Here is a 22,280-nt window from a genome sequence, read left to right on the forward strand (position 1 = left end):
GCCCCGCGGGCCGGCAACACGACGGTAGCCTGTCAGCGTGCGGATCCTGGTCGTCGACAACTACGACAGCTTTGTGTTCAACCTGGTGCAGTACCTGGGCCAATTGGGGGTGCAGGCTGCCGTCTGGCGCAACGACGACGCCCGGTTGGCCGACCCGGCCGCGCTGGACCAGGTGGTGGCCGACTTCGACGGCGTATTGCTGAGCCCCGGACCGGGCACCCCGGAGCGCGCCGGGGCGTCGATCCCGGTAGTCGGTGCGTGCGCCGCGGCCCGGATCCCGGTGCTGGGGGTCTGTCTGGGCCATCAGGCGATCGGTGTCGCGTTCGGCGCCACGGTGGGGCGTGCGCCGGAATTGCTGCACGGCAAGACCAGTACCGTCTTCCACTCCGACACCGGGGTGCTGAAGGGTCTGCCGGACCCGTTCACCGCCACCCGTTACCACTCGTTGACGATTCTCCCCGAGACGTTGCCCGCCGACCTGGAGGTCACCGCGCGCACCCGCGGCGGGGTGATCATGGGTGTGCGGCACACCGGGTTGCCCATCCACGGCGTGCAGTTCCATCCGGAGTCCATCCTCACCGAGGGCGGTCACCGGATGCTGGCCAACTGGCTGGAGGGCTGCGGCTATCCGTGCGACGAGGCGTTGGTTCAGCGGCTGGAGGACGAGGTCGCCGCCACGGTGCAGAGCGCGCGGGCCGTGTCGCCGGCAGTCAGCTACTGACCGAAGCGCAGCGTGATGTTGCCGTCGGTGTTGACACCCTGGCCGGCCGACGGGCTCTGGTAGAGCACCCGGTTGTGGCCGGAGCCGCCGGCGTCGACGTCGGCGCCCTTGATCAACATCCCGGTCCAGCCCAGCGCCCGTAGCTGCGGTTCGGCATCGGTCCAGAACATCCCGGCCAGATCCGGCATGACGAACTGGTTGCCGCGGGACACCTGCAGCTCGACCACGCCGTCGAGGGGTGCGGTCTCACCGCTCGGCGGGCTGGTGCCGATCACCACGCCGGCCGGGCGCGGACTGTCCACCGCCACCTCGGTGATCTTGGTGAAGCCGTAGACAGTCAGGTTCTTCTGCGCGAGCTCCACCGTCTGGCCGGTGACGTCCGGGACGGGTTTGGTGGCCGGGCCGGAGCCCATCACGATCACGATCTCATTGGTGATCGCGGTGGTCTGGTTGGCCGGCGGGTTGGTGCCGACGACCTTGTCCTTGAGTTCCGGTGTGGAGGGCGAGTCGACCTGCTTGAACTTGCCGAAGCCGGCGGCGGTGAGTTTCTTGACCGCGTCGGCGTAGCTCAGCGAGGCCACGTCGGGCACCTGACGCTGCTCGGGGCCGTAGGACACGTTGACGGTGATCTTGTCGCCCTTGTTCGCCGGCGCGCCGGCGGGCGGCTCCGTGCTGATCACATGATCGGGCGGCACGTCGGAGTCGGCGCGCTGCTCGGTGCGGGTCTTGAAGCCCTTGTTCTGCAGTTCGGCGATCGCGTCGACCGACGCCCGGCCGCTGACGTCGGGCACCTGGATCTGGTGGGTGCGGCCGCCGAAACTGTTGATCGACACCGTGACGATGACCGTCAGCACCGCCAGCACGATCGCCGCGATCAGCCACCGGCCCACCGAACCCGGCCGCTCGTGGCCGAAGTCGAGTTCCTGGCGCGGCAGCGGATCGGTGGGAGCCCCGGAGCCGCCACCCGCCCGCGAGGCCAGCATGGCGGCGCGATCGGCCTCGGTGAGCACCCGGGGAGCTTCGGGCTTCTCCCCGTTGTGCACCCGCACCAGGTCGGCGCGCATCTCGGCGGCCGTCTGGTAGCGGTTGTCCGGATTCTTCGCCAGCGCCTTGAGCACCACCGCATCCAGGTCGGCCGGCAACCCTGGCTGGTGCTGCGACGGCGGCACCGGGTCTTCGCGGACGTGCTGGTAGGCCACCGCCACGGGTGAATCACCGATGAAAGGTGCGTCGCCGGTGAGGATTTCGTAGAGCACGCAGCCCAGCGAGTACACGTCCGACCGGGCGTCGACGGGTTCGCCGCGGGCCTGCTCGGGCGACAGGTACTGGGCGGTGCCGATCACCGCCGCGGTCTGGGTGACGCTGTTGCCGGCGTCGGCGATCGCGCGGGCGATGCCGAAGTCCATCACCTTCACCGCGTTGTGCTTGTCGATCATGATGTTGGCCGGCTTGACGTCGCGGTGGATGATGCCGTGCTGGTGGCTGAAGTTCAGCGCCTGGCAGGCATCGGCGATCACCTCGATGGCGCGGATGGGCGGCATCGGGCCGTCGTTCTGCACGATGTCGCGCAGCGTCACGCCCTCGACGAGTTCCATCACGATGTAGGGCAGCGGGCCGGCCGGGGTGTCGGCTTCCCCGGTGTCGTAGACCGCGACGATCGCCGGGTGGTTCAGCGCGGCAGCATTCTGCGCCTCCCGGCGGAACCGCAGATAAAAGCTCGGGTCGCGGGCCAGGTCGGCACGCAGCACTTTGACGGCCACGTCGCGGTGCAGCCGGGTATCGACCGCGCGGTGCACTTCCGACATGCCGCCGAAGCCGAGGATCTCACCGAGTTCATAGCGGTCGGAGAGCCGCTGCGGGGTGGTCATCGTGCAACCTTCGACCAGGTCCAGCCCGAGGAGTGCGCGGGCGGAGCCGCCGGCGGCGACTCGACGCTGGACGACTCGACCGGTGGCCCGCCGGTGTCGGTGACGGTGGCCGGGGCCAGCGAGCCTCCCGGACTCTTGGCGTTGACCACGATCAGCACCGCGATGATGATCGCCAGCGTGCCCAGCACCCCGGCCGCCCACAGCAGTGCACGCTGCCCGGCGGTGAAGGTGCGCCGGGGCGCCGGCGGCCGGTGGTTACCGGTGCCGGTCCGGGCCCGCCGCGCCGCGGTGGCTCGCGCCGACACCGGTGGGGCGACCCGGGTCGCCGCCGTCGACGGGATCGCCGACGGCGCGGCGCGTCCGGGCGGCAGGGATTGGCTCGGCCGCGGCGGCCGCCGGCCGGACCGCACCGCGGCGACCGCATCGGCGAACGGGCCGCCGCTGCGGTAGCGCATACCGGGGTTCTTGGCCAGCGTGATCTCGACGAGCTCCCGCACGTTAGGCGGCAGTTCGGCCGGCAGCGGCGGCGGCGGCTCCTTGATGTGCTTCATCGCCACGGTCAGCGCGCCGTCGCCGGTGAAGGGGCGGCGCCCCGACAGCACCTCGTAGCCGACGACACCCAGCGAATACACGTCGCTGGCCGCGGTGGCGTCTTGCCCGAGTGCCTGTTCCGGCGCGATGTACTGGGCGGTGCCCATCACCATGCCGGTCTGGGTGACCGGGGCGGCGTCGACGGCCTTGGCGATCCCGAAGTCGGTGATCTTCACCTGGCCGGTGGGCGTGATCATGATGTTGCCGGGCTTGACGTCGCGGTGCACCAGCCCGGCGCTGTGCGCGACCTGCAGTGCCCGACCGGTCTGCTCGAGCATGTCCAGCGCGTGCCGCAGCGACAGCCGCCCGGTGCGCTTGAGCACCGAGTTCAGCGGCTCGCCGTTGACCAGCTCCATCACCAAAAACGCGGTGCGGCCTTCGCCGTCCAGGTCGGTCTCACCGTAGTCGTGCACGCTGGCGATGCCGGGATGGTTGAGCATGGCGGTGTTGCGCGCCTCGGCGCGGAACCGCTCGATGAACTCCGGGTCGGAGGAGAACTCGGGTTTGAGGACCTTGACCGCGACGCGCCGGCCCAGCCGGTTGTCCACGGCTTCCCACACCTGGCCCATGCCGCCGGTGGCGATGAGCCGCTGCAACCGGTAGCGCCCGGCCAACGCCGCCCCGACCGCCGGACTCATGATCGCCCCTGCAGTGCGGCTTCGATGACGGCACGCCCGATCGGCGCGGCGAGCGCCCCGCCGGTGGCCGACAGCGGAGCGTCACCGTCCGCTGTGCCCTCTACGACAACGGCGACGGCCACCTTGGGGGCACTGGCCGGGGCGAAAGCGATGTACCACGCGTGCGGCGGAGTGTTCCGCGGATCGGTGCCGTGCTCGGCGGTACCGGTCTTCGACGCGATCTGTACGCCCGGGATGGCCCCCTCCTGCTGGGTCACTTTCTCGGCGTCGATCATCAGTTCAGTTAGCTTAGCCGCGACCTGCGAAGACACCGCACGGCGCTGTTCGCGCGGTTGCGTTGTCGCGATACCGGCCAGATCCGGGCCCTCCAACCCCGCGACCAGGTAGGGCTGCATCGTCAACCCGCCGTTGGCGATGGTCGCGGCGATCACCGCGTTCTTCAGCGGCGTCACCGCGACGTCCTTCTGGCCGATGCTGGTCATCCCCAGGGCGGCGGCGTCGCGGATCGGGCCGATGGTGGACTCGGCCACCTGCAGCGGGATGGGTTCGGGCGTGATGTCGAGCCCGAACCCCTGGGCGGTGTTCCGCAGCGCGTCGGAGCCGGTGCGGATACCCAACTGGACAAACGCGGTGTTGCAGGACCGGGCGAACGCCACCCGCAACGGGACGGTCTGTTCAGTGCCTTCGCAGGTGTTGCCGCCGAAGTTCTCCAGCTTGACGGTGCTGTCGGGCAGGGCGATGTGCGCGGCGTTGGTCAGCGGCTCGTTCTCGCTGATACCGGCCTGCAACGCGGCCGCGGTGGTGATCACCTTGAACGTCGACCCGGGCGGGTAGGTCTCACTGATGGCGCGGTTGGTCAGCGGCGAGTCGGGGTTGTCGCGCAGCCGCTGCCAGGCCTGGCCCTGCTGTACCGAATCATGCGAGGACAACAGGTTGGGGTCGTAGGACGGCGTGGACACCAGCGCCAGGATCTTGCCGGTGGACGGCTCCAGCGCCACCACGGCTCCTCGGCAGCCGCCGTCGCAGCCGCTGCGCATCGCCTCCCAGCCGGCCTGCTGCACCCGCGGGCGGATGGTGGTCTCCACGGTGCCGCCGCGGGGACTGCGGCCGGTGAAGAAGTCCGCCAACCGCAGCCCGAACAGCCGCGGGTCTGATCCGTTGAGCACGGTGTCCTCGGCGCGTTCGAGCCCGCTGCTGGAATAGCGCAGCGAATAGAATCCGGTGATCGGCGCGTACACCGCCGGGTCGGGGTAGATGCGCTGGTATTTGATCCGGCCGTCGGTGGCGACCGAGTAGGCCAGCAGTTGCCCGGAGGCGGTGATCTGGCCCCGCTGGCGGGAGTATTCGTCGAGCAGCACCCGCTGATTACGCGGGTCGGCGCGCAACCCGTCGGCGGCGAAGACCTGGGTCAGGGTGGCGTTGCCCAACAGCAGCACTATCAGCGCCATCAGGGTCATCGTGACGCGGCGCAGCGAGGTGTTCATACGCGCTCGATCACCGCCGTGCCGGTATCGCCGATCGGGGCGGTGCGCTGCGGCTGGGTGCTCAGCGGGCGACGCGCAGCGTGCGAGACGCGCAGCAGGATCGCCAGCAGCACGTAGTTGGCCAGCAACGACGACCCGCCGTAGGACAGCCACGGCGTGGTCAGCCCGGTCAGCGGAATCAGTTTGGTCACTCCCCCGACCACGATGAACAGCTGGATGCCCAGGGTGGCGGCCAGGCCGGCGGCCAGCAGCTTGCCGAAGCTGTCGCGGACCGCGATCGCGGTCCGCATGCCGCGCACGATCACGATCGTGTACAGGATCAGCACACCGGCGAGCCCGACCAGACCCAGCTCCTCTCCGAACGCGGCGATGATGAAGTCCGTCGACGCCGCGGGCACGTAACCGGGCTGACCGTTGCCCAGTCCGGTGCCGAAGATGCCGCCGGTGGCGAAGCTGAACAACGACTGCACCATCTGATAGCCGGCGCCCTCGGGGTCGGCGAAAGGGTCCAACCAGGTCTGTACCCGCACCCGGACATGGCTGAAAAGGAAGTACGCCGCGACACTGCCGACCGCGAACAGCAGCATCCCGATCACCATCCAGCTGAACCGCCGGGTGGCCAGGTACACCACCACCAGAAACGACGCGTACAACAGCAGCGAGGTGCCGAGGTCCTTCTCGAAGGCCATCACGGCCACCGAGATCACCCAGGCGGCCAGCAGCGGCGCCAGGTCGCGCGGCCGCGGCAGGTTCATGCCCAACACGTGCTTGCCGGCGCTGGTGAACAGCCGGCGCTTGGAGACCAGTACCGCGGCGAAGAAGATCAGCAGCAAGATCTTGGAGAACTCCGCGGGCTGAATCGAGAAGCCGGGCAAGCGGATCCAGATCTTGGCGCCCTGGCGCTCCGACAGCGAGGCCGGCAACAGGGCGGGGATCACCAGCAGCACCAGGCCGACCAGGCCGCAGATGTAGCCGCTGCCGGCGAGCTGGCGGTGGTCCTTGAGCAGCTCGAGCACCAGGGCGAAGACGATGACGCCGACCAGCGTCCACAGCATCTGGGAGCCGGCGCCCGGGCGGCCGTCAGCGGCGTCGGCGCCGACGCCGAGATCGATGCGGTGGATCATCACCAGTCCGAGCCCGTTGAGCAGGGCGACCACGGGCAGCAGCAGCGGATCGGCGTAACGTGCCGAGCGCCGAATGACCAGGTGCGCGAAACTGAACAGCACCAGAAACGCCGTCCCGTAGCCGACCAGATCCCAGCGCAGCCCCTGTTCGTGGCCGGCCTCGACGATCAGCATCGCTACCGCGACGATCATGGTCGCGAAGCACAGCAGCAGGAATTCGGCGTTGCGTCGATCCGGCAGCGCCGGGGTCAGCGTCACCGCCGGCTGCGGCTCTGTGCTCACCGCATCGTCGCTGGCGCGGGTCATGAGGCCGCCCGGCAGTCGGTCCCCGGTTCTGGCGGGGCCGGCGGCAGGTTGGTCAACGTGGGCAGGTGCGGCACCCCGGAGGTCGGCGTGCGTTGAGCGGGGCCGGGCCGCGGACCGGTCGGTGCCGGGCCGGGATCCGGTGCGTGCGAGGGCGCCGAACCACCGCCGCCGGTCTTCCCGGTGGTGCTCCGCGATGGACACGGCGGCAACAGCGAGTCACGGGCCAGGTTGCGCAGCTGGGTGATCGCGTCGTCGAGGGTCCCGGCCGGCAGGCCGTTGCTGACCTGCTGGCGCGCTGGTGGACGCAGATCCTGCAACGTCATCAGGCGGCAGGACAGCTTGTCACCGGATTGGCTGAAGCTGATTTGCACCAAGTCGCCGCGGCTGTCGAGGCAACCCAGCAGGTAGGGCTCCTGCAACGGCAGCCCGAGAATCGAACCCTGCACACCGCGCATGATCGCCACGGTGTTGCCGTAGGCGGTGACGTAATAGTTGGTGCGGACGATCGCCCGCCCGATCATCAGGGCAGCGGCCAGCAGGATCAGCAGCAACATCGCAATGACGAATTTGCGGCGCCGGGAGCGCGGCGGCCGCGACAGGGTTTCGATCCGCGGCAGCACCCGTTTGGCGACGGTCTTGCGCGGGGAGATCGCCGACGCCCGGCCGGCGGCGGTGTTGAGGGCGGTCAGGTGATCGTCGTCGCTGTCGGAGACCGCCCCGGCCAAGATCGGTTGGGTCTGGCCGTAGTCGACGTCGACGACGTCGGCCACCACCACGGTCACGTTGTCGGGCCCACCGCCGCGCAGCGCCAGCTCGATCAGCCGCAGCGCGCTCTCATTGACGTCGGGGATCTCCAGCGCCTCGTGGATGGTCTCGGTGCTCACCGGATCGCTCAATCCGTCGGAGCACAGCAGGTAGCGGTCGCCGGCCTGGGCCTCGCGCATGATCAGCGTCGGCTCCACCTCGTGGCCGGTCAACGCCCGCATGATCAGGGAACGCTGCGGATGGCTGTGCGCCTCCTCCAAGGTGATGCGGCCCTCGTCGACCAAGGTCTGAACGAAGGTGTCGTCCTTGGTGATCTGGGTGAGTTCGCCGTCGCGCAGCAGATACCCGCGCGAGTCGCCGATGTGGGCCAGCCCCAGCCGGGGGGCCGCAAACAGGATCGCGGTCAAGGTGGTGCCCATGCCCTCGAGCTCGGGATGGTCCTCGACGTACGCCGCGATCGCCGAGTTGCCTTCCTGCACCGCAGATTCCAATTTCGCCAGCAGGTCGCCACCCGGCTCGTCGTCGTCGAGGTGGGCCAGCGCGGCGATAACGAGCTGGGAAGCGACCTCACCGGCCGCGTGCCCGCCCATGCCGTCGGCCAGCGCCAGCAGCCGGGCACCGGCGTACACCGAATCCTCGTTGTTGGAGCGCACCAGGCCGCGGTCACTGCGGGCGGCGTAGCGCAGCACCAGGCTCACCGGCGGAGCTCGATCGCGGTCTTGCCGATTCGTATCGGCGTCCCGACGGGAACCCGTACCGCTGTGGTGACCTTCACCCTGTCAAGGTAGGTGCCGTTGGTCGAGCCGAGGTCTTCGACATACCATTCCGACCCTCGTTGAGACAGGCGGGCGTGCCGGGTGGAGGCGTAGTCGTCGTTGATCACCAGGGTGGAGTCGTCGGCGCGGCCGACCAGAACCGGCTGGTCGCTCAGTGCGATCCGGGCCCCGGTGAGGGGCCCCTCCGTCACCACCAGGTGGCGTGCGCCGGCGCGATGCTGCCGCGACGGCAGCAGCACGCCCCGGATCGACAGGCCGCGGCGGACCATCACCGCACCGGTCGGCGCGTAGATGTCGGTCCGCAATATCCGCAGCACCGACCAGATGAACAGCCACAGCAACGTCAAAAAACCGGCTCGCGTCAGCTGCAGCACCAGTCCCTGCATCCGGCGTCCTCTCCGTCCTTGCGCCGTCCATGTCGTGCTCCCCATGGCGGAGCACTTCGGCAAAGTCACGATACTTGGACGTGAGTGACCGTAGGGCAAAGCGGCAGGGCTTTGCTGTTCCGGCCGGTTCGGCGTGGCCCTCGGTCGCCCCCTAGTGGACTCGAACGATGATCTCGGAGTGACCCAGCCGGACCACGTCGCCGTCGGCCAGCTGCCACTCCTGAACCGGAGCGTTGTTCACCGTGGTGCCGTTGGTGGAGTTCAGGTCCGACAGCAGTGCCACCCGGCCATCCCAGCGAATCTCCAGATGACGCCGCGACACCCCGGTGTCCGGAAGCCGGAACTGGGCGTCTTGGCCGCGGCCCACCACGTTGGTGCCCTCGTGCAGCTGGTAGGTCCGGCCGCTGCCGTCGTCGAGATGCAGCGTGACCGAGGCCGGAGCCGAGTAGGCGCGCTGGCCGTAGCCGCCGCCCGGAGCCTCGTAACCACCCGCGGGCTGCTGGCCGTAGTCGTAGCCGCCGCCCTGCGCGTCGCCGTAGCCGCCGGGAGCCTGCTGGCCGTAGTCCGGACCGTAGTCATAGCCGCTCGGGGCGCCCTGGGACTCGCCGTAGCGGTAGTCGGGCTGGCCGTACTCCTGGCGGCCGTAGGACGGCGAGCCCTGGTCGGGGTAGCCAGGGCCGCCCTGGTCGGGGTAGGCGGGCCGTTGCTCGGGCTGCGCCTCGGGGTATCCCCCGAGCTGGGAGTAATCGTCGTGGCGGGCTGGGGGGCGCTCGTAGTCGCCGTAACCGGGCTGTCCTCCGCCGCCCGGGTAGCCCGGCGCCGCTGGCTGCTGGTGCTGCGGGTAGCCCGGCTCGTAGCCGGCGGGGGCGCCGTAGCCGCTCGGCGGCCCCTGCTCGTAGGGCTGGGGCTCGTAGGACTGGGGGTAGCCGCCCTGGCCGCCGGCGTAACCGCCCTGCTCCGGGTAGCCGCCCTGCTCGGGGTAGCCACCGTGCTCGGGGTAGCCGCCCTGCTCGGGCCGACGGGGCGGGGCGTAGCCGCCGGGGCCGCCCTGGCCGCCCTGGCCGCCCTGGCCGCCCGGACCCTGGTCGGGGTAGCCGCCACCGCGCTGGTCCGGCTGGTATGGCTCCGGTTCCGGGGCATACTGGCCGCGGGGCTCTTGGCCGCCGCGGGGGTCATCGGCGGGCCGGCTGTAGCGCGGGTCGTAATAGTCATCGCCGGGACGGTCCTGCTGCCCATGGGCGCCGCGGTAGCTCGGGTTATCGGTCATCGGTGGCACTCCTGATTCTGCGAAAAACGCATGATCTGATTGTGGCGGGCGGGGTTCATTGACCGTGTGGCTGGGGCGGGCATCCGGATTGACAGCGCCCCGCGTGCGGACCTGACCGGTACGCAGACTCGGCGACTGCTCGAACCGGACAACCACATCACCATACGTTTGCCACCCCTGTTCGCCGATATATCCCGCTAAATGCCGGGCGAAGGCCTTCGACGTCCAATCCTGGTCGGCGCCCACATTCTCGTAGTCGTCCACACCGAGGGTAATGACGTATTCGTTGGGTGCCAAAAGCTGATTTCCGGCCAATGCCCGCACCCCCGCGGCGGCTTCGCGGCGCAACGCCGCCTCGATCTCCTCGGGGACGACCTCCCCGCCGAAGACCCTGGCCATCGCATCCTCCACGGCGGATTCGAGCTTGCGCTCGATGCGCTGAACCAGCCCGCGCTGGCTGTCCATCCGCTGCCTGCCTCACTCGCCGCCGTCAATTCGCCGTCAATTCAGCCGGGGACGCGTCGCCGCGGCGTGTCGCTGCGCTGCATCCGCTTGGACATGGTATCGACCCGGAGTGTCACCGCGGCACCCTTGTACGGCGGAGAATCGGATAAGACCAGGTCACGGTGGGGTCACGAGGGCCTGCGTTACGGTGGTCTGCGGTCGCCGAACCGTGTCGAAGGCACCCTTCGGCAACCGTGATAGGCTCCCTCGGTCGCTCGGGCGAGTGGCGGAATGGCAGACGCGCTGGCTTCAGGTGCCAGTGTCCTTCGGGACGTGGGGGTTCAAGTCCCCCTTCGCCCACAATTGTGATGAGTCGCGTCATAGGTGACACTTGAGTCGCGTCATCGGTTACAGATTGCCCCGGTTTGTGCCGGGGTTTTTCTGTTTGTTGGGCCAGTAGTTGTGGTCGGGGTCGATGTGGTGGTGGGCGATGACGTGGTGGCCGGTTTTGCGGGTGCCGGCGTGGGCGCGTCCGATGCCGGCTCGGTCGAGCGCAGCGCGAACGCCACCTCGGTCGGTCGCTTCTCTTGGAGGTGTACCGGGGTGATTGCCCACACGGCGTGATCCAGCGCGGCACGCAGATTGTGAATCAAATCCCCCAGGAGCAGCGCTGCCTCGGTGTAGTTGAGATCGGACTCCAGCACCCACTCAGTCCACGCCGTGCGCGACGTGAACTCGTCGCTGTTGTCGCGCCGGCGGTACTGCCGCTCCATCGCCCGCCGCTCGGCAAGGACGTCGCGCAGTCGGTCGCGGATCGCGAAGCTATGTGTGAGTTTGTGGAACGCCGACTGTCCCAGCAACTCGACGTCGATGCTTTCCTCGGTCATCGGAGTCCGCTACCACCCACTGCTCGGGAACTTGCCCGCCGTGGCGGCCGATGGCGACGCCCGGCTGACCGGCCAACCAGGCCTGCAGGTCGGCCTCGGCGGCCTGTTGATCGGCCTGAAGCTGCTGGCCATGCGGTGAACGCCGGAACTCCTCCATGTGATTCAGAAACTCCTGGAAGGTCTCTGCTGATCGCCACCGCCGGTCCCCGGGTGCGTTCTCCATGTCGTCGGGAATCAGCCCGTCACTTCTGCGGCGGGTCGAGCAGGGCGCGGGCGTCTTTGATCAGGAGCAGCAGGTGCAGCGGGTCGGTCGGTGAGGGCTCGAAATCGAAGTGCGCGTAGAACGCCCGCGCCTGCTCGTGCAGGGCGTGCACGAGCAGTGCCCGCACACCGATGATCTCCGCAGCGGCCACCGCGCGAGTAATCGCGTCGCGCAGCAGCTGCGCGCCCAGCCCCTTGCCCTGTTCCTTGCGGTCGATCGCCAGCCGCGACAACAGGATCACCGGCACCGGATCGGGCATGTTGCGCCGCACCCGCCCGGGTGTGCCGGCGCGCTCCACCGCCGCCGAGGCCAGCGCGTAGAACCCGACGACGCGGCCGTCCCGGCACGTCACAAAGCACCGGGAGGCACCTTCGACGTGGTTGGCCAGGGCGCGCCCCCGCAGGTACTCGTCCAGGGTGGGCTCGCCGCTGTCGAACTCGGCGACCGCATCGCCCTCGCTGATCGGCCGGGGCGCGCTGTAACCGCTCACTCGTCGAAGATCGAAGGCTCCGCGAACAACTTCTCCAGCCGCGGCTGCTGCGACACCGGGCGGTCCAGCACCGACACGAACTCCGACCAGGCCGACGCATCAAGCATGAACAGCCGCCGATCGGCGAGCACCTCGCGGGCATGCGCCAGCGTCGCAGTCACTGTGAAGTTGGTCAGATCGGTCCCCTCCACTTCGGCGGCACGACGAATCAGCGCGTCCTGCTCAGCAGTCAGGCGCACCGCGAACCGCTCCGTCTTCATAGCCATGTCAACCATTGTGTGCCTATCGGGCACACAATGCAACGGGGTATCTGTCATGCCTCTGAACAGCGGCGATGCACTTCATACCGGTAAAACACTCGCTGGCTTACGGGAAGAAGTACCGGGGCAGGTCGGGTCGCGGTGGGGACGGCCACGGTCGTCTCGTCGCTTTCAACCCCTGTGAGGGGGAGGCATGCCTTCTATTCCTCGAGGTTCTCCGACGGCATGAGTGCAGCGTACGCCGGGGCGGCCTCTCGGCTGTGCCGTCGCCGCGGTTTATCCACAGCCGCCGGTTACGACGCCGGCGTCACGCCATCACCGGAACCCTTGATCGACGCCTTCGCGCGCGGCTCGGCCCGCACCGCCCGCTTCCCGCGCACGAACCCGGTCGCCGAGACCGACGCCGAGAACAGCGCCTCCTCACCCTTGACGAACGGGTGGAACCCGACGCCGGCGCCGCCGCGCTTCTTGACCGGGATATCGGCGACTTCGGTTACTTTCCAGCCTTTTTCGGATCTTGACAGGATGGCCTCGCCGTTTCCGCAGCTGAGCGGCAGCGCGGCGATGACTTCATCGCCCTCGCCGGCGAGCTTGATCCCGGCCACCCCGTTGCCGGCCGCGCCCTGCGGGTTCACCGTGGCCGGGTCGATGCGCAGCACCTTTCCGAGGCGGGTCACCAAGGCCAGGTGGTGACCGTCCGCCAGCACGCCGGAGCACAGCAGCCCGGTGATGTCCGGCGCGACGGGGATGTCGCGGATCTTGTACGGCAGCCCGGCGCCGGTGGTGAATTTGATCCGCCCGTCGGTCCACACCGCCCACCCCAGACCCGGGGTGAGCAGGTCGCCGTGGCTGTCGGAGAACACGCCGCGCTCATCGAGGCGCCAGGCGGCGTTGACCTTTCGCTCGCGCGGCCCGTCCTCGTCGACGCCGGACGTCACCGGCGTGGCCTCGGAGTCCAGCACGGTGCGACGGTCGAACTCGGGGCCTTTGAACAGTTTCGCGGTCTCGACCAGCTCCCGGTCGATCACCTTGCGGCGGGCGTCGGGGTTGGCCACCAGCTCGGTCAGTTCGGCGAACTCGGCGTCCAATTTTTCGGCTTCGGCCCGCAGTTCGATGACGTCGAGCTTGGTCAACCGGCGAAGCTGCAGCGCCAGGACGTAATCGGCCTGCTCGGCATCGATCTCGAACCGCTGCTGCAGTCCCTGCCGGGCCTCGTCGACGGTGTCGGAGCCGCGGATCACCGCGACCGCGGCGTCGATGTCGAGGTGGATGACCATCAGGCCGGCCACCAGGTGGCGGCGCGCGGCGACCTTCTCCAGCCGGTACTCGCTGCGGTGCAGCACCACTGAATCGCGCAGCGACAAAAACGCCCGGATCAACTCACGCACCGACCACCAGCGCGGCACCCGGTTCTCGTCGAGTGCGACCAGGCTGGCGGCGAATGTCGACTCCAGCGGCGTGAGGGCCAACAGTTGGTCGCGGATCTGTTCGGCGCTGTGTCCGCGTTTGGCGGTCACCACGATGCGAAGCCCGTTGCGCCGGTCGGTCAGATCTGACATATCCGAGACGCCCGACAGCTCGCCGGACTCGATCAACGACCGAATCCGTTCCTGCACAGTGTTACTCGCCACCCCGGGCGGCAGCTCCGTGACGATCACATCCTTGCCCTCGACGGAAACCGTGCCCCGTACCGTGAACGCGCCGCGGCCGGTGGTCAGGTATTCACGGAGCCCGGCCGTGCCGACCACCGTGGCGCCGCACCCCCAGTCCGGCCCGGGAATGAGTTTCACCAGTCTGTCGTCGGTCATATTCGGCGTGGCCAGCAGCGCCCGGCAGGCGGCCATGATCTCGCGCGGGTTGTGGGCGGGGACCTTGGTCGCCCAGCCTTCGGCGATGCCGACGGCGCCGTTGCAGAGCAGCACCGGCCACCGGGCCGGCAGCACCGTGGGTTCGGTCCACTCACCGTCGAACGTGGACATCATCGGCACCGCGTGATCGTCGAGTTCGGCGGTCAGCGCTGCCCCGGGCGCCGAGAGGCGCATCTCGGTGTAGCGGTCGGCGGCGGGGATATCCCCCTGAATGCGGGGGAAGGCGCCGTGGCCGTCAATGACTTTCACCCGCTGGAAGTCCGCCGCCAGCAGCGCCGCCGCCCCGTACATCGAGGCGCCACCGTGCGGGTGCAGGTTGCCGGTGACGGCCGAGCAGACCTTCGAGGACTTCTGCGGCTTGTTGCCGGGCAGCAGTTTCGAGTCGTGCATCTGATAGAGCAGCCGACGCTGGCCGGGCTTGAGCCCGTCGAACGCCGAAGGGATGGCGCGGTCGCTGACGCTGTACAGCGCGAACGTCAGCTGGTAGTGGTTCCAATAGTCATCGGCACTCTGGTCGAGCACCAGGTCGGGGTTCTGTTCGGGAATGTCCAGGGTGGCGGTCACGGCGATTCTCCTAGCGGTCCGCTACGTCAGGTCCAGCGCGGCGGTGTCGACCCGGGCGGCGACATCGGCCATCCAGGTGCGCCGGCCCTCGGGCGGTCCGCCGAACAGGGTGTGGTGCAGCGTGCTCTCACCGTCATCGAGATGCACCCGAATGACGGTGCGCCGCTGCGGATCCAGCACGGTGTTCCAGAAGTCGTCGGCATCCATCTCACCGAGGCCCTTGTTGCGCTGCACTTCGATCTTGCGTTTCGAGGAGGCTTTGAGCTGCGCGACCGCGGCGTCGCGTTCGGACTCGTCCTGGCAGTAGATCCGCTGCGTGCCGTCCTTGACGACGAACAGCGGCGGCAGGGTGACGTAGACCATCCCGGCCTCGACGAGCGGGCGGTAGAAGTCCAGGAACATCGAGATCAGGCTGGAGTTGATGTTCCCCCCGTCGGGGTCGGCGTCGGAGGCGAACAGGATCCGGTCGTAGCGGCACAGTTCCGGGTCACAGTTGTCGCGCACCCCGCAGCCCAGAATGCGTTCGATCGAATCGAACTCGTCCTTGGCCCGCGCCTTGCTCAAGGCGAAGCCGTAGACGTTGGGCGGCTTGCCCTTGAGTGGGAAGGCCGCCTGAAACGTGGCGTCGCGCGCTGCTTTGATCGTGCCGAGCGCCGAATCGCCTTCACACAGGAACAGCTCGGCACCGGATCCGCGGCCGGTTTCCTTGCTGGGCAGCAGTTTCGGTGGCAGCGACAGGTTGGTTCCCAGGCCTTTGGCCTTGGACGCCGCGCGGGATCGGGCCTTGGCGCCTTCGGCGCTGCGCCGGGCCCGGGCCGACTCCAGCGCCAGCTTCGTCCACAGCGTCACGGTGTCGGCGTTGGCGGGGTTGGCCGCCCAGATGGTGACGCTGCGCGCCACATCCGGGGCCATCGCCAGGTTCAGCGACCGCGATGAGACCGCGGTCTTGGCCTGGGAGTCCCAGGCCACATCGGGTGCACGAGTGTCGACGGCCAGCGCCGTGACGGCGGCGAAATCCTGTGGCTCCGGGCCCTCTTCGCCCTTGGCCAGGCCCAGGTCGCGGATCCGGGAGGCGCGGTCGGCCAGGGCTTCGGTCAGCCCTTTGACCGCGGCGGTCAGGTGCGATCCGCCGCCGGGGGTGCGTACGGTATTGCAGAACGCGGCTACCGTCGCCGGCTCGGCCGGGCCTGCGGTCAACGACCAGCGGAACGGGGTCGGCCCCCGGCCGGTGGTGTACTCGCCGCGGCCCTCAACGACGGCGCGGACCTCGGGGCTGGGTGTGCCCGCGGCGGTGCACATCAGGTCCAACAGGGTGTCGGTGCCCCAGGGGCCGCTGAACGGCGCGGTCAATGCCGGGGGAATCTCCTCGCCGGGCCAGCCTTCGTCGACCACGACCAGGTGCACGCCGGGCGACATCCGAGACGAGGCGTGGGCCCGCAACAGCACCTCGCCGATATCCACGGTGGAATCGGGCACCACGGCCGGGTCGAACAGGATCCGAACGGTGGTGCCGTGTGCGTTGGGCTTGCGGTTGGCAGTGCCGCGCAGTTTCTGGGTGTCGGCGCGGGTGAACGGGGCGTCCGGGTCGAAATCGCTGCCCTCGAACACCCCGGGATAGCCGCGGCCGAAGCTCTGCAGGTAGGTCTTGCCGGCTCGGCGCACTGTGACATCGGTACGCGCGGAGATGAAGACGGCTGCCGCGGCGCCGATTCCGTTCAGGCCGGCGCCGGTGCTGGCAGCGTCGGCATGGACCGAGAATTTGCCGCCTGCCCGCGCGGTGCCCAGGGTTTTGACGATGCCGTTCTTGCCGTTCACCGGGTCGGAGTCGACGGGCAGGCCCCGGCCGTCGTCGGCGACGCTGACCGATCCGTCGGCGTGCAAGGTGATCGTCACGCAGGACCCGCCGTGGCTGGGATCAGCCACCTCTTCGATCGCGTTGTCCACCAGCTCCCGCATAGCGGTGTTGAGCACGTCCAGGCCGAGGTTGACCGCCGGTCGCAGGCGGGTGTGCTGGACATCGTCGAGCTCGGTGATGTCGGCCGCGGTGTAGCTCACTGCTCGTGTTCTCCATCAATGCCGGGTGAGGTGCCGCAGGAATGGTAGACGGCGCAGCTGACATCCCAGTGGATTCTGGTCGGCGATTGCGGCAGCGTCTGCCCGCTGGTGGCCCCCGGTCAGGTCGGGCTCGGTGCAACCCGCAGCGCCGGCAGCACGTAGCGGCGCAGATGCCGCCGCAGCGAGGCGGGGTCATCGGGGTCGATGTGGCTGCCCGGCACGCTGCCCAGGCTGATCATCACCCGGGCGATCCATTCGCTGGCCTCGCCGATGTCGGTGTCGGGATGGATGTCCCCGGCCGCGGCGGCGGCTTCGACGAAGGGTTGCCAGAACCCCGCGAGATCCGGGACCAGGCCGCGCACGCCGGCCCCGGCGCAGGCGGTGAACTCGTCGGGTTCGGAGGTACGCAGCCGCATCAACAGCGTGCCCGGGTCGTCGTAGGCCCGTCGGCCGATCTGCACCCCGGCCACCAGCTGGTCTTCGAAGCCGGACAGCGTCGACAGCTCGGCGCGGGTCTGCGCCCAGCTGGTCTCGACCAGCCGGATGATCGCCGTGCCCACCAGCGTCGGCTTGTCCGGAAAATTCCGGTACAGCCAGGCCCGCGACACGCCGGCGCGCTCGGCGACGTCGATCATCGTGGTGGCCCGGATCCCCTTGTCGGCCAGCAGCTGCTCGGTCGCGTCCAGCAGTCGGTCGGTTGTCGACGACGCGACTGCCGGCTTTGCGTTCACGGCCCACCTCCTGGCCGGCAAGCCTAGCAAGACGGTAGACAGATTCAAGGATCTGTGTACTATTGCGACTCATTGCGTAGACACTTCCGCTCAGCCTGTCTATTCCCCCGACGCCGGAGGTCCAGCCATGTCCGCACCCCGCACCGCGATCATCGGGGCCGGCATCAGCGGGCTGACGGCCGGGAAAATGCTGTCCGACTACGCGGTCGACTACACCTGCTTCGAATCCTCCGACCGGATCGGCGGCAACTGGGCCTTCGGCAACCCCAACGGGCACTCCAGTGCCTATCGGTCGCTGCACATCGACACCTCGAAACATCAGCTGTCCTTCAAGGACTTTCCGATGCCGGCCCACTACCCCGACTTCTTGCACCACACGTTGGTCAAGGAGTACCTGGAGGGCTACGCGGCCGCCTTCGAACTCAAACGCAACATCGAGTTCGAGACGAAGGTCGTACACGCGCAGCGGCTGCCCGGTGGCGGCTGGGAGCTGCAGCTGGCCGGGGGTGCGCGCCGCCGCTTCGACCTGCTGGTGGTCGCCAACGGCCACCACTGGGATCCGCGCTACCCGGACTTCCCGGGGGAATTCAGCGGCGAGACGCTGCACGCGCACCACTACATCGACCCGAAGACGCCGCTGGAGTTCAGCGGCAAGCGCATCCTGGTCGTCGGCCTGGGCAACAGTGCGGCCGACATCGCCGTCGAGCTGTCGTCGAAGGCCCTGGACAACGAACTGACGCTGTCGACGCGCTCCGGCGCCTGGATCGTGCCGAAGTACCTGGCCGGCAAGCCCGCCGACAAGTACTACCGAACCAGTCCGTATCTGCCGTTCTCCTGGCAGCGCAGGTTCCTGCAGTGGACCCAGCCGCTGATCGCCGGGCAGCCCGAGGATGTCGGCCTGCCGACGCCCAACCACAAGTTCTTCGAGGCCCACCCCACCCAGTCGGTGGAGCTGCCGCTGCGGCTCGGGTCCGGTGACGTCATCCCCAAGCCCAACATCAGCCGATTCGACGGCGCCACCGTGCATTTCACCGATGGCACCAGCAGTGACTTCGACGTCATCATCTACGCCACCGGCTACAACATCACCTTCCCGTTCTTCGACCCGGAGTTCATCAGCGCACCGGACAACCGGATCGACCTGTACAAGCGGATGTTCTATCCCGGCATCGATGACCTGGTGTTCGCCGGCTTCGCCCAGCCCACCCCCACGCTGTTCCCGTTCGTCGAGGCACAAGCCCGGTTGATCGGTGCCTATGCGGTCGGGCGCTACCGGCCGCCGCCGCTCGCCGAGATGCGCCGGGTGATCGACGCCGACATGCGCAAGTTCACCGGCCACATGCTCGACACCCCGCGGCACACCCAGCAGCTCGACTACTTCCTTTACGAGCACGACCTGCGCACCGCCGAGATCCCGCGCGGTGCACGGCGGGCCGCCGTCCTCGGTGCCCCCCGCTGGGCCGGGGTCGAGGCGGGCGAGGAAGGGGTATCGGCATGAACCGGATCCGGTTCGACAGCGACGGCACCAGCTGCGTCGGGCAGTTCTTCCCCGCCGCCGGCGACGACGACGACAGCGCGCCGGTGGTGGTGCTCGGGCACGGTTTCGGCGGCACCGTCGACTCGGGTTTGGTTCCCTTCGCCGAGCGGTTGAGTTCGGCCGGCTTCGCCGCGTTGGCCTTCGATTACCGTTACTTCGGGGAGTCCGACGGCCGGCCACGGCAACGGATTTCGGTCAAGGAGCAAGTAGCCGACTTCCGCGCCGCGTGTGCGGCCGCGGCACGTCAACCCGGTGTTGATCCGCGGCGGGTCGTGGTGTGGGGTGTTTCGCTGGCCGGTGGCCATGTGTTCGAGGTGGCGGCAACCGCCCCCGGCGTCGCGGCCGCCGTGGCACTGACGCCGCTGGTCAGCGGACCGGCCGCCGCGGCCGCGGCGCTACCCCACCACCGCCCGGCAAACCTGCTGCGCTCGACGGTGACCGGCTGGCGCAGCGCGCTGGCCCAGCGGGCCGGCCGTCCACCGGCGACGATCCCGCTGGTGGGCAGGCCCGGTGAACTGGCAACGCTGACCGCCGACGGCTACTACGAGGCCTACCTCGCGATGGCCGGCCCCACCTGGCGCAACGAGGTCGACGCGCAGGTCGGCGTCCAACTCGGCGGCTACCGACCGGCCGCCAAGCACGCCGCGGCGATCCGCTGCCCGATGCTGGTGCAGATCGCCGATTTCGACCGGGGCGCTCCCCCGCAGGCCGCGGCCAAGGCGGCGTTCGCCGCGCGCGCCGAAGTACGCCACTACCCCTGCGACCACTTCGACGTCTTCTCCGGCGGCGAGTGGTTCGATCATGTTGTCGAGCACCAGATCGCATTCTTGAGCCGGCACCTGACCGCACCGGCCGCTACCGTCACGGGTTAGGAGGGCACCATGGCCGAGACGATGCAGCAACTGCTTGCCGACCGCGCGGCCGCCGACGGGTCGGCGGTGTTCTACAACGACGCCCGCGGCGGCCAGATCCGCTGGAGCTGGCGCGAGTACCTCGACCGGGCGGCCCGCCATGCCGCCGCACTGCTCGCTCGCGCCGACACCGGCCGCCCGGTGCACGTGGGCGCCCTGTTGGGCAACACCCCGGCGATGCTCACTGCGATCGCCGGCGCCGGGCTCGGCGGCTACGTGCTGTGCGGCGTCAACGACACCCGGCGCGGATCGGCGCTGGCCGGCGACCTGCGCACCGCCGACGTGCAGATCCTGCTCGTCGATGCCGCGCACCGCGGGTTGTTGAACGGGGTGGACCTGACCGGAATCACCGTCATCGACGTCGACGCCCCGGCCTGGGAGCAGCAGTGCGCCGGCGCCGGTGAGCTGCAACCGCACCGGCAGGCGCAGCCGCTGGACCCGTTCATGCTGATCTTCACCTCGGGCACCAGCGGCGACCCGAAAGCGGTGCTGGTCAGCCACTTCATGGTGCTGGTCGCCGGGCAGAGCCTGACCGAACGGTTCGAACTGGGCGCCGACGACGTCGTCTACCTGTCGATGCCGCTGTTCCACTCGAATGCGATCGCCGCCGGCTTCGGGCCCGCGGTGGCCGCCGGTGCGGCGATGGCCCCGGCGAAGTTCTCCGCCTCGGGATTCCTGGCCGACATCCGCGGCTACGGCGCCACCTACATGAACTACGTCGGCAAGCCGTTCGCCTACCTGCTCGCACATCCCGAACAACCCGATGACGCCGACAACCCGCTGCGCGTCGCGTTCGGCAACGAGGCCTCCGAACGCGACATCGCCGAATTCGCCCGCCGGTTCGGCGTCCACGTGGTCGACGCGTTCGGGTCCACCGAGAACGCCGTCACCATCACCCGCGACGAAGGTACCCCGCCCGGCTCGGTGGGGCGCGGCTTTCCCGGTGTGGCCATCTACAAGAGCGACCCGGTCGCCGAATGCCCGACCGCGGTGTTCGACGAGCACGGTGCGCTGACCAACGCCGAGGAGGCGATCGGAGAGCTGGTCAACACCGCCGGTTCGGGGTTCTTCACCGGCTACTACAACAACGCCGAAGCCACCTCCGAGCGGATGCGCGACGGCATCTACTGGTCGGGCGACCTGGCCTACAAGGATGCCGACGGCTGGATCTACCTGGCGGGGCGCACCGCCGACTGGATGCGCGTCGACGGCGAGAATCTGGCTGCCGCCCCGATCGAGCGCGTTCTGATGCGCCACCCCAAGATCAACCAGGCCGCGGTGTACGCGGTGCCCGACGACAACGTCGGCGACCAGGTGATGGCCGCCCTGGTGCTACGCGACGACACCGAGCTGGCCCGGAGCGAGTTCACCGAATTCCTTGCCGCCCAAGAGGACCTGTCGCCCAAGGCATGGCCACGCTACGTCCGGATCATGGCGCAACTGCCCGCGACGGCCACCAACAAGATCCTCAAACGCGTGCTGGTGGCCGAGGGTAGTGATGTCGGCGCGGACCCGCTGTGGGTGCGGCCGGAGCGTGAATACAACTACGGCACAACAGCAGGAGCTCACCGATGACACAAGCTGTGGCGCTGATCGTCGGCGGCGCCTCCGGCATCGGGCTGGCCACCGCGCATGCGCTGGCCGACCGCGGCGACCACGTGGTGATCGCCGACATCAACACCGAGGCGGCGCAGCAGCGGGCCGCCGAGCTCGGCGAGACAGCCAGTGCGGTGACCGCCGACGTGACCGACGAGGACAGCGTCGCCGCGGCATTCGCAACCGCGGCGCGGCGCGGACCGGTGCGCAGCGTGGTCAGCTGCGCCGGGCTGTCGGTGATCGGCGCGATCCCCGACATCGACCTGGCCGGCTGGCAGACCACCATCGATGTCTGCCTGACCGGCACCATGCTGGTGATCAAGCACGCGGCCCGCACCATGGCGGACGACGGCAGCATCGTGGCGGTCTCGTCGCTGAACGGACGCCAGCCCGGGACCGCGATGGCCGCCTACTGCAGCGCCAAAGCCGGTGTGCTGATGCTGATCCAGGTGGCTGCCCTGGAGTTGGCCTCCCGCGGTATCCGGGTCAACGCCGTCTCCCCCGGCCTGGTCGACACTCCCCTGGTCGCCGGGCTGACCATGGTGCCCGGCCTCACCGACGAGTACCTCGAGAACACCCCGCTGGGCCGGGCCGGCACCCCGGGCGACATCGCCGACGCCGTGGAGTTCTTGACCTCGCAGCGCGCCTCGTGGATCACCGGGTCGGCCTTCGACATCAACGGCGGCGCCCACATGAAGCGCTACCCCGACCTGCTCGGCAAGATCCAAGCCCTACAAGAAGGATGACGA

19 protein-coding genes and 1 tRNA gene are annotated in these 22,280 nt (G+C 69.1%); 7 read left to right on the forward strand and 13 right to left on the reverse strand.

Annotation, left to right across the window (positions count from 1 at the left end):
• Positions 1-37 precede the first annotated feature (37 nt).
• Positions 38-721, forward strand: coding sequence for an aminodeoxychorismate/anthranilate synthase component II (locus BST10_RS05850; RefSeq protein WP_013826958.1), 684 nt, complete (start codon positions 38-40; stop codon positions 719-721).
• Here the strand turns inward: BST10_RS05850 and pknB are convergent.
• The 7 genes from pknB to BST10_RS05885 all read right to left on the reverse strand — a co-directional run bounded on the left by pknB (position 715) and on the right by BST10_RS05885 (position 10,391).
• Complete coding sequence (gene pknB / locus BST10_RS05855) at positions 715-2,589, reverse strand: Stk1 family PASTA domain-containing Ser/Thr kinase (protein ID WP_013826959.1); 1,875 nt, start codon at positions 2,587-2,589, stop codon at positions 715-717. The two genes, BST10_RS05850 and pknB, sit on opposite strands and share 7 nt — an antisense overlap.
• Positions 2,586-3,818 (reverse strand): protein kinase domain-containing protein, encoded by a 1,233-nt coding sequence (locus BST10_RS05860; protein ID WP_083037021.1) that lies wholly within the window; start codon positions 3,816-3,818, stop codon positions 2,586-2,588. Before BST10_RS05860 ends, pknB begins: the two co-directional genes overlap by 4 nt.
• Positions 3,815-5,302 carry a D,D-transpeptidase PbpA gene (gene pbpA / locus BST10_RS05865; protein WP_083037023.1) on the reverse strand — a complete coding sequence of 496 codons (1,488 nt, stop codon included), beginning with the start codon at positions 5,300-5,302 and terminating at the stop codon, positions 3,815-3,817. The genes BST10_RS05860 and pbpA overlap by 4 nt, the downstream gene beginning before the upstream one ends.
• Positions 5,299-6,708 (reverse strand): FtsW/RodA/SpoVE family cell cycle protein, encoded by a 1,410-nt coding sequence (locus tag BST10_RS05870; RefSeq protein ID WP_041319304.1) that lies wholly within the window; start codon positions 6,706-6,708, stop codon positions 5,299-5,301. Before BST10_RS05870 ends, pbpA begins: the two co-directional genes overlap by 4 nt.
• 20 nt (positions 6,709-6,728) lie before the next feature.
• On the reverse strand, positions 6,729-8,195 hold the full coding sequence (locus BST10_RS05875) for a PP2C family protein-serine/threonine phosphatase (protein ID WP_083037025.1): 1,467 nt from the start codon (positions 8,193-8,195) through the stop codon (positions 6,729-6,731).
• Entirely contained in the window at positions 8,192-8,659 is a 468-nt protein-coding gene (locus tag BST10_RS05880) for an FHA domain-containing protein FhaB/FipA (RefSeq protein WP_013826964.1), read from the reverse strand. The genes BST10_RS05875 and BST10_RS05880 overlap by 4 nt, the downstream gene beginning before the upstream one ends.
• A gap of 151 nt (positions 8,660-8,810) precedes the next feature.
• Positions 8,811-10,391 carry an FhaA domain-containing protein gene (locus tag BST10_RS05885; protein ID WP_083037026.1) on the reverse strand — a complete coding sequence of 527 codons (1,581 nt, stop codon included), beginning with the start codon at positions 10,389-10,391 and terminating at the stop codon, positions 8,811-8,813.
• A gap of 256 nt (positions 10,392-10,647) precedes the next feature.
• On the opposite strand from BST10_RS05885, the gene BST10_RS05890 reads away from it, so the two are divergent.
• A tRNA-Leu gene (locus BST10_RS05890) sits at positions 10,648-10,730 on the forward strand.
• Positions 10,731-10,771: 41 nt separating this feature from the next.
• Here the strand turns inward: BST10_RS05890 and BST10_RS05895 are convergent.
• A complete protein-coding gene (locus BST10_RS05895) occupies positions 10,772-11,257 on the reverse strand; it encodes a hypothetical protein (RefSeq protein WP_235673666.1) in 486 nt (161 codons plus the stop codon).
• On the opposite strand from BST10_RS05895, the gene BST10_RS23220 reads away from it, so the two are divergent.
• Entirely contained in the window at positions 11,241-11,396 is a 156-nt protein-coding gene (locus tag BST10_RS23220) for a hypothetical protein (protein WP_163762394.1), read from the forward strand. The two genes, BST10_RS05895 and BST10_RS23220, sit on opposite strands and share 17 nt — an antisense overlap.
• 103 nt (positions 11,397-11,499) lie before the next feature.
• Here the strand turns inward: BST10_RS23220 and BST10_RS05900 are convergent, their stop codons facing one another.
• The 5 genes from BST10_RS05900 to BST10_RS05920 form a co-directional block, all read right to left on the reverse strand.
• Positions 11,500-12,009 (reverse strand): GNAT family N-acetyltransferase, encoded by a 510-nt coding sequence (locus BST10_RS05900; protein WP_083037027.1) that lies wholly within the window; start codon positions 12,007-12,009, stop codon positions 11,500-11,502.
• The gene (locus tag BST10_RS05905) at positions 12,006-12,269 is read right to left on the reverse strand and encodes a type II toxin-antitoxin system TacA family antitoxin (protein WP_013826969.1); all 264 of its coding nucleotides are present in this window, start codon (positions 12,267-12,269) and stop codon (positions 12,006-12,008) included. Before BST10_RS05905 ends, BST10_RS05900 begins: the two co-directional genes overlap by 4 nt.
• A gap of 293 nt (positions 12,270-12,562) precedes the next feature.
• Positions 12,563-14,701 carry a DNA gyrase subunit A gene (locus BST10_RS05910; protein WP_083037028.1) on the reverse strand — a complete coding sequence of 713 codons (2,139 nt, stop codon included), beginning with the start codon at positions 14,699-14,701 and terminating at the stop codon, positions 12,563-12,565.
• A gap of 21 nt (positions 14,702-14,722) precedes the next feature.
• The gene (locus tag BST10_RS05915; RefSeq protein ID WP_013826971.1) at positions 14,723-16,756 is read right to left on the reverse strand and encodes a toprim domain-containing protein; all 2,034 of its coding nucleotides are present in this window, start codon (positions 16,754-16,756) and stop codon (positions 14,723-14,725) included.
• A 119-nt stretch (positions 16,757-16,875) separates the two neighbouring features.
• On the reverse strand, positions 16,876-17,487 hold the full coding sequence (locus BST10_RS05920; RefSeq protein ID WP_083037029.1) for a TetR/AcrR family transcriptional regulator: 612 nt from the start codon (positions 17,485-17,487) through the stop codon (positions 16,876-16,878).
• Between the two features lie 127 nt (positions 17,488-17,614).
• Here BST10_RS05920 and BST10_RS05925 point away from each other — a divergent pair, with 127 nt between their 5' ends.
• The 4 genes from BST10_RS05925 to BST10_RS05940 are packed head-to-tail and all read left to right on the forward strand — an operon-like array spanning position 17,615 to position 22,277.
• Complete coding sequence (locus BST10_RS05925) at positions 17,615-18,985, forward strand: flavin-containing monooxygenase (protein WP_083037030.1); 1,371 nt, start codon at positions 17,615-17,617, stop codon at positions 18,983-18,985.
• The gene (locus tag BST10_RS05930) at positions 18,982-19,896 is read left to right on the forward strand and encodes an alpha/beta hydrolase (protein WP_013826974.1); all 915 of its coding nucleotides are present in this window, start codon (positions 18,982-18,984) and stop codon (positions 19,894-19,896) included. The genes BST10_RS05925 and BST10_RS05930 overlap by 4 nt, the downstream gene beginning before the upstream one ends.
• Before the next feature lie 9 nt (positions 19,897-19,905).
• On the forward strand, positions 19,906-21,510 hold the full coding sequence (fadD1, locus tag BST10_RS05935; RefSeq protein ID WP_083037031.1) for a fatty-acid--CoA ligase FadD1: 1,605 nt from the start codon (positions 19,906-19,908) through the stop codon (positions 21,508-21,510).
• Positions 21,507-22,277, forward strand: coding sequence for an SDR family NAD(P)-dependent oxidoreductase (locus BST10_RS05940; RefSeq protein WP_205277443.1), 771 nt, complete (start codon positions 21,507-21,509; stop codon positions 22,275-22,277). The genes fadD1 and BST10_RS05940 overlap by 4 nt, the downstream gene beginning before the upstream one ends.
• Positions 22,278-22,280: the final 3 nt, after the last annotated feature.

It is taken from the genome of Mycolicibacter algericus DSM 45454 (assembly GCF_002086455.1).
GTDB classification, from domain to species: Bacteria; Actinomycetota; Actinomycetes; order Mycobacteriales; family Mycobacteriaceae; genus Mycobacterium; species Mycobacterium algericum.

Bases quoted from the DNA above. Each gene is read 5' to 3' on its own strand.
- pknB (WP_013826959.1), bottom strand. From the start codon at position 2,589: ATGACCACCCCGCAGCGGCTCTCCGACCGCTATGAACTCGGTGAGATC.
- BST10_RS05860 (WP_083037021.1), bottom strand. From the start codon at position 3,818: ATGAGTCCGGCGGTCGGGGCGGCGTTGGCCGGGCGCTACCGGTTGCAG.
- pbpA (WP_083037023.1), bottom strand. From the start codon at position 5,302: ATGAACACCTCGCTGCGCCGCGTCACGATGACCCTGATGGCGCTGATA.
- BST10_RS05880 (WP_013826964.1), bottom strand. From the start codon at position 8,659: ATGCAGGGACTGGTGCTGCAGCTGACGCGAGCCGGTTTTTTGACGTTG.
- BST10_RS05885 (WP_083037026.1), bottom strand. From the start codon at position 10,391: ATGGACAGCCAGCGCGGGCTGGTTCAGCGCATCGAGCGCAAGCTCGAA.
- BST10_RS23220 (WP_163762394.1), top strand. From the start codon at position 11,241: ATGCTTTCCTCGGTCATCGGAGTCCGCTACCACCCACTGCTCGGGAAC.
- BST10_RS05895 (WP_235673666.1), bottom strand. From the start codon at position 11,257: ATGACCGAGGAAAGCATCGACGTCGAGTTGCTGGGACAGTCGGCGTTC.
- BST10_RS05905 (WP_013826969.1), bottom strand. From the start codon at position 12,269: ATGAAGACGGAGCGGTTCGCGGTGCGCCTGACTGCTGAGCAGGACGCG.
- BST10_RS05925 (WP_083037030.1), top strand. From the start codon at position 17,615: ATGTCCGCACCCCGCACCGCGATCATCGGGGCCGGCATCAGCGGGCTG.
- BST10_RS05930 (WP_013826974.1), top strand. From the start codon at position 18,982: ATGAACCGGATCCGGTTCGACAGCGACGGCACCAGCTGCGTCGGGCAG.
- fadD1 (WP_083037031.1), top strand. From the start codon at position 19,906: ATGGCCGAGACGATGCAGCAACTGCTTGCCGACCGCGCGGCCGCCGAC.
- BST10_RS05940 (WP_205277443.1), top strand. From the start codon at position 21,507: ATGACACAAGCTGTGGCGCTGATCGTCGGCGGCGCCTCCGGCATCGGG.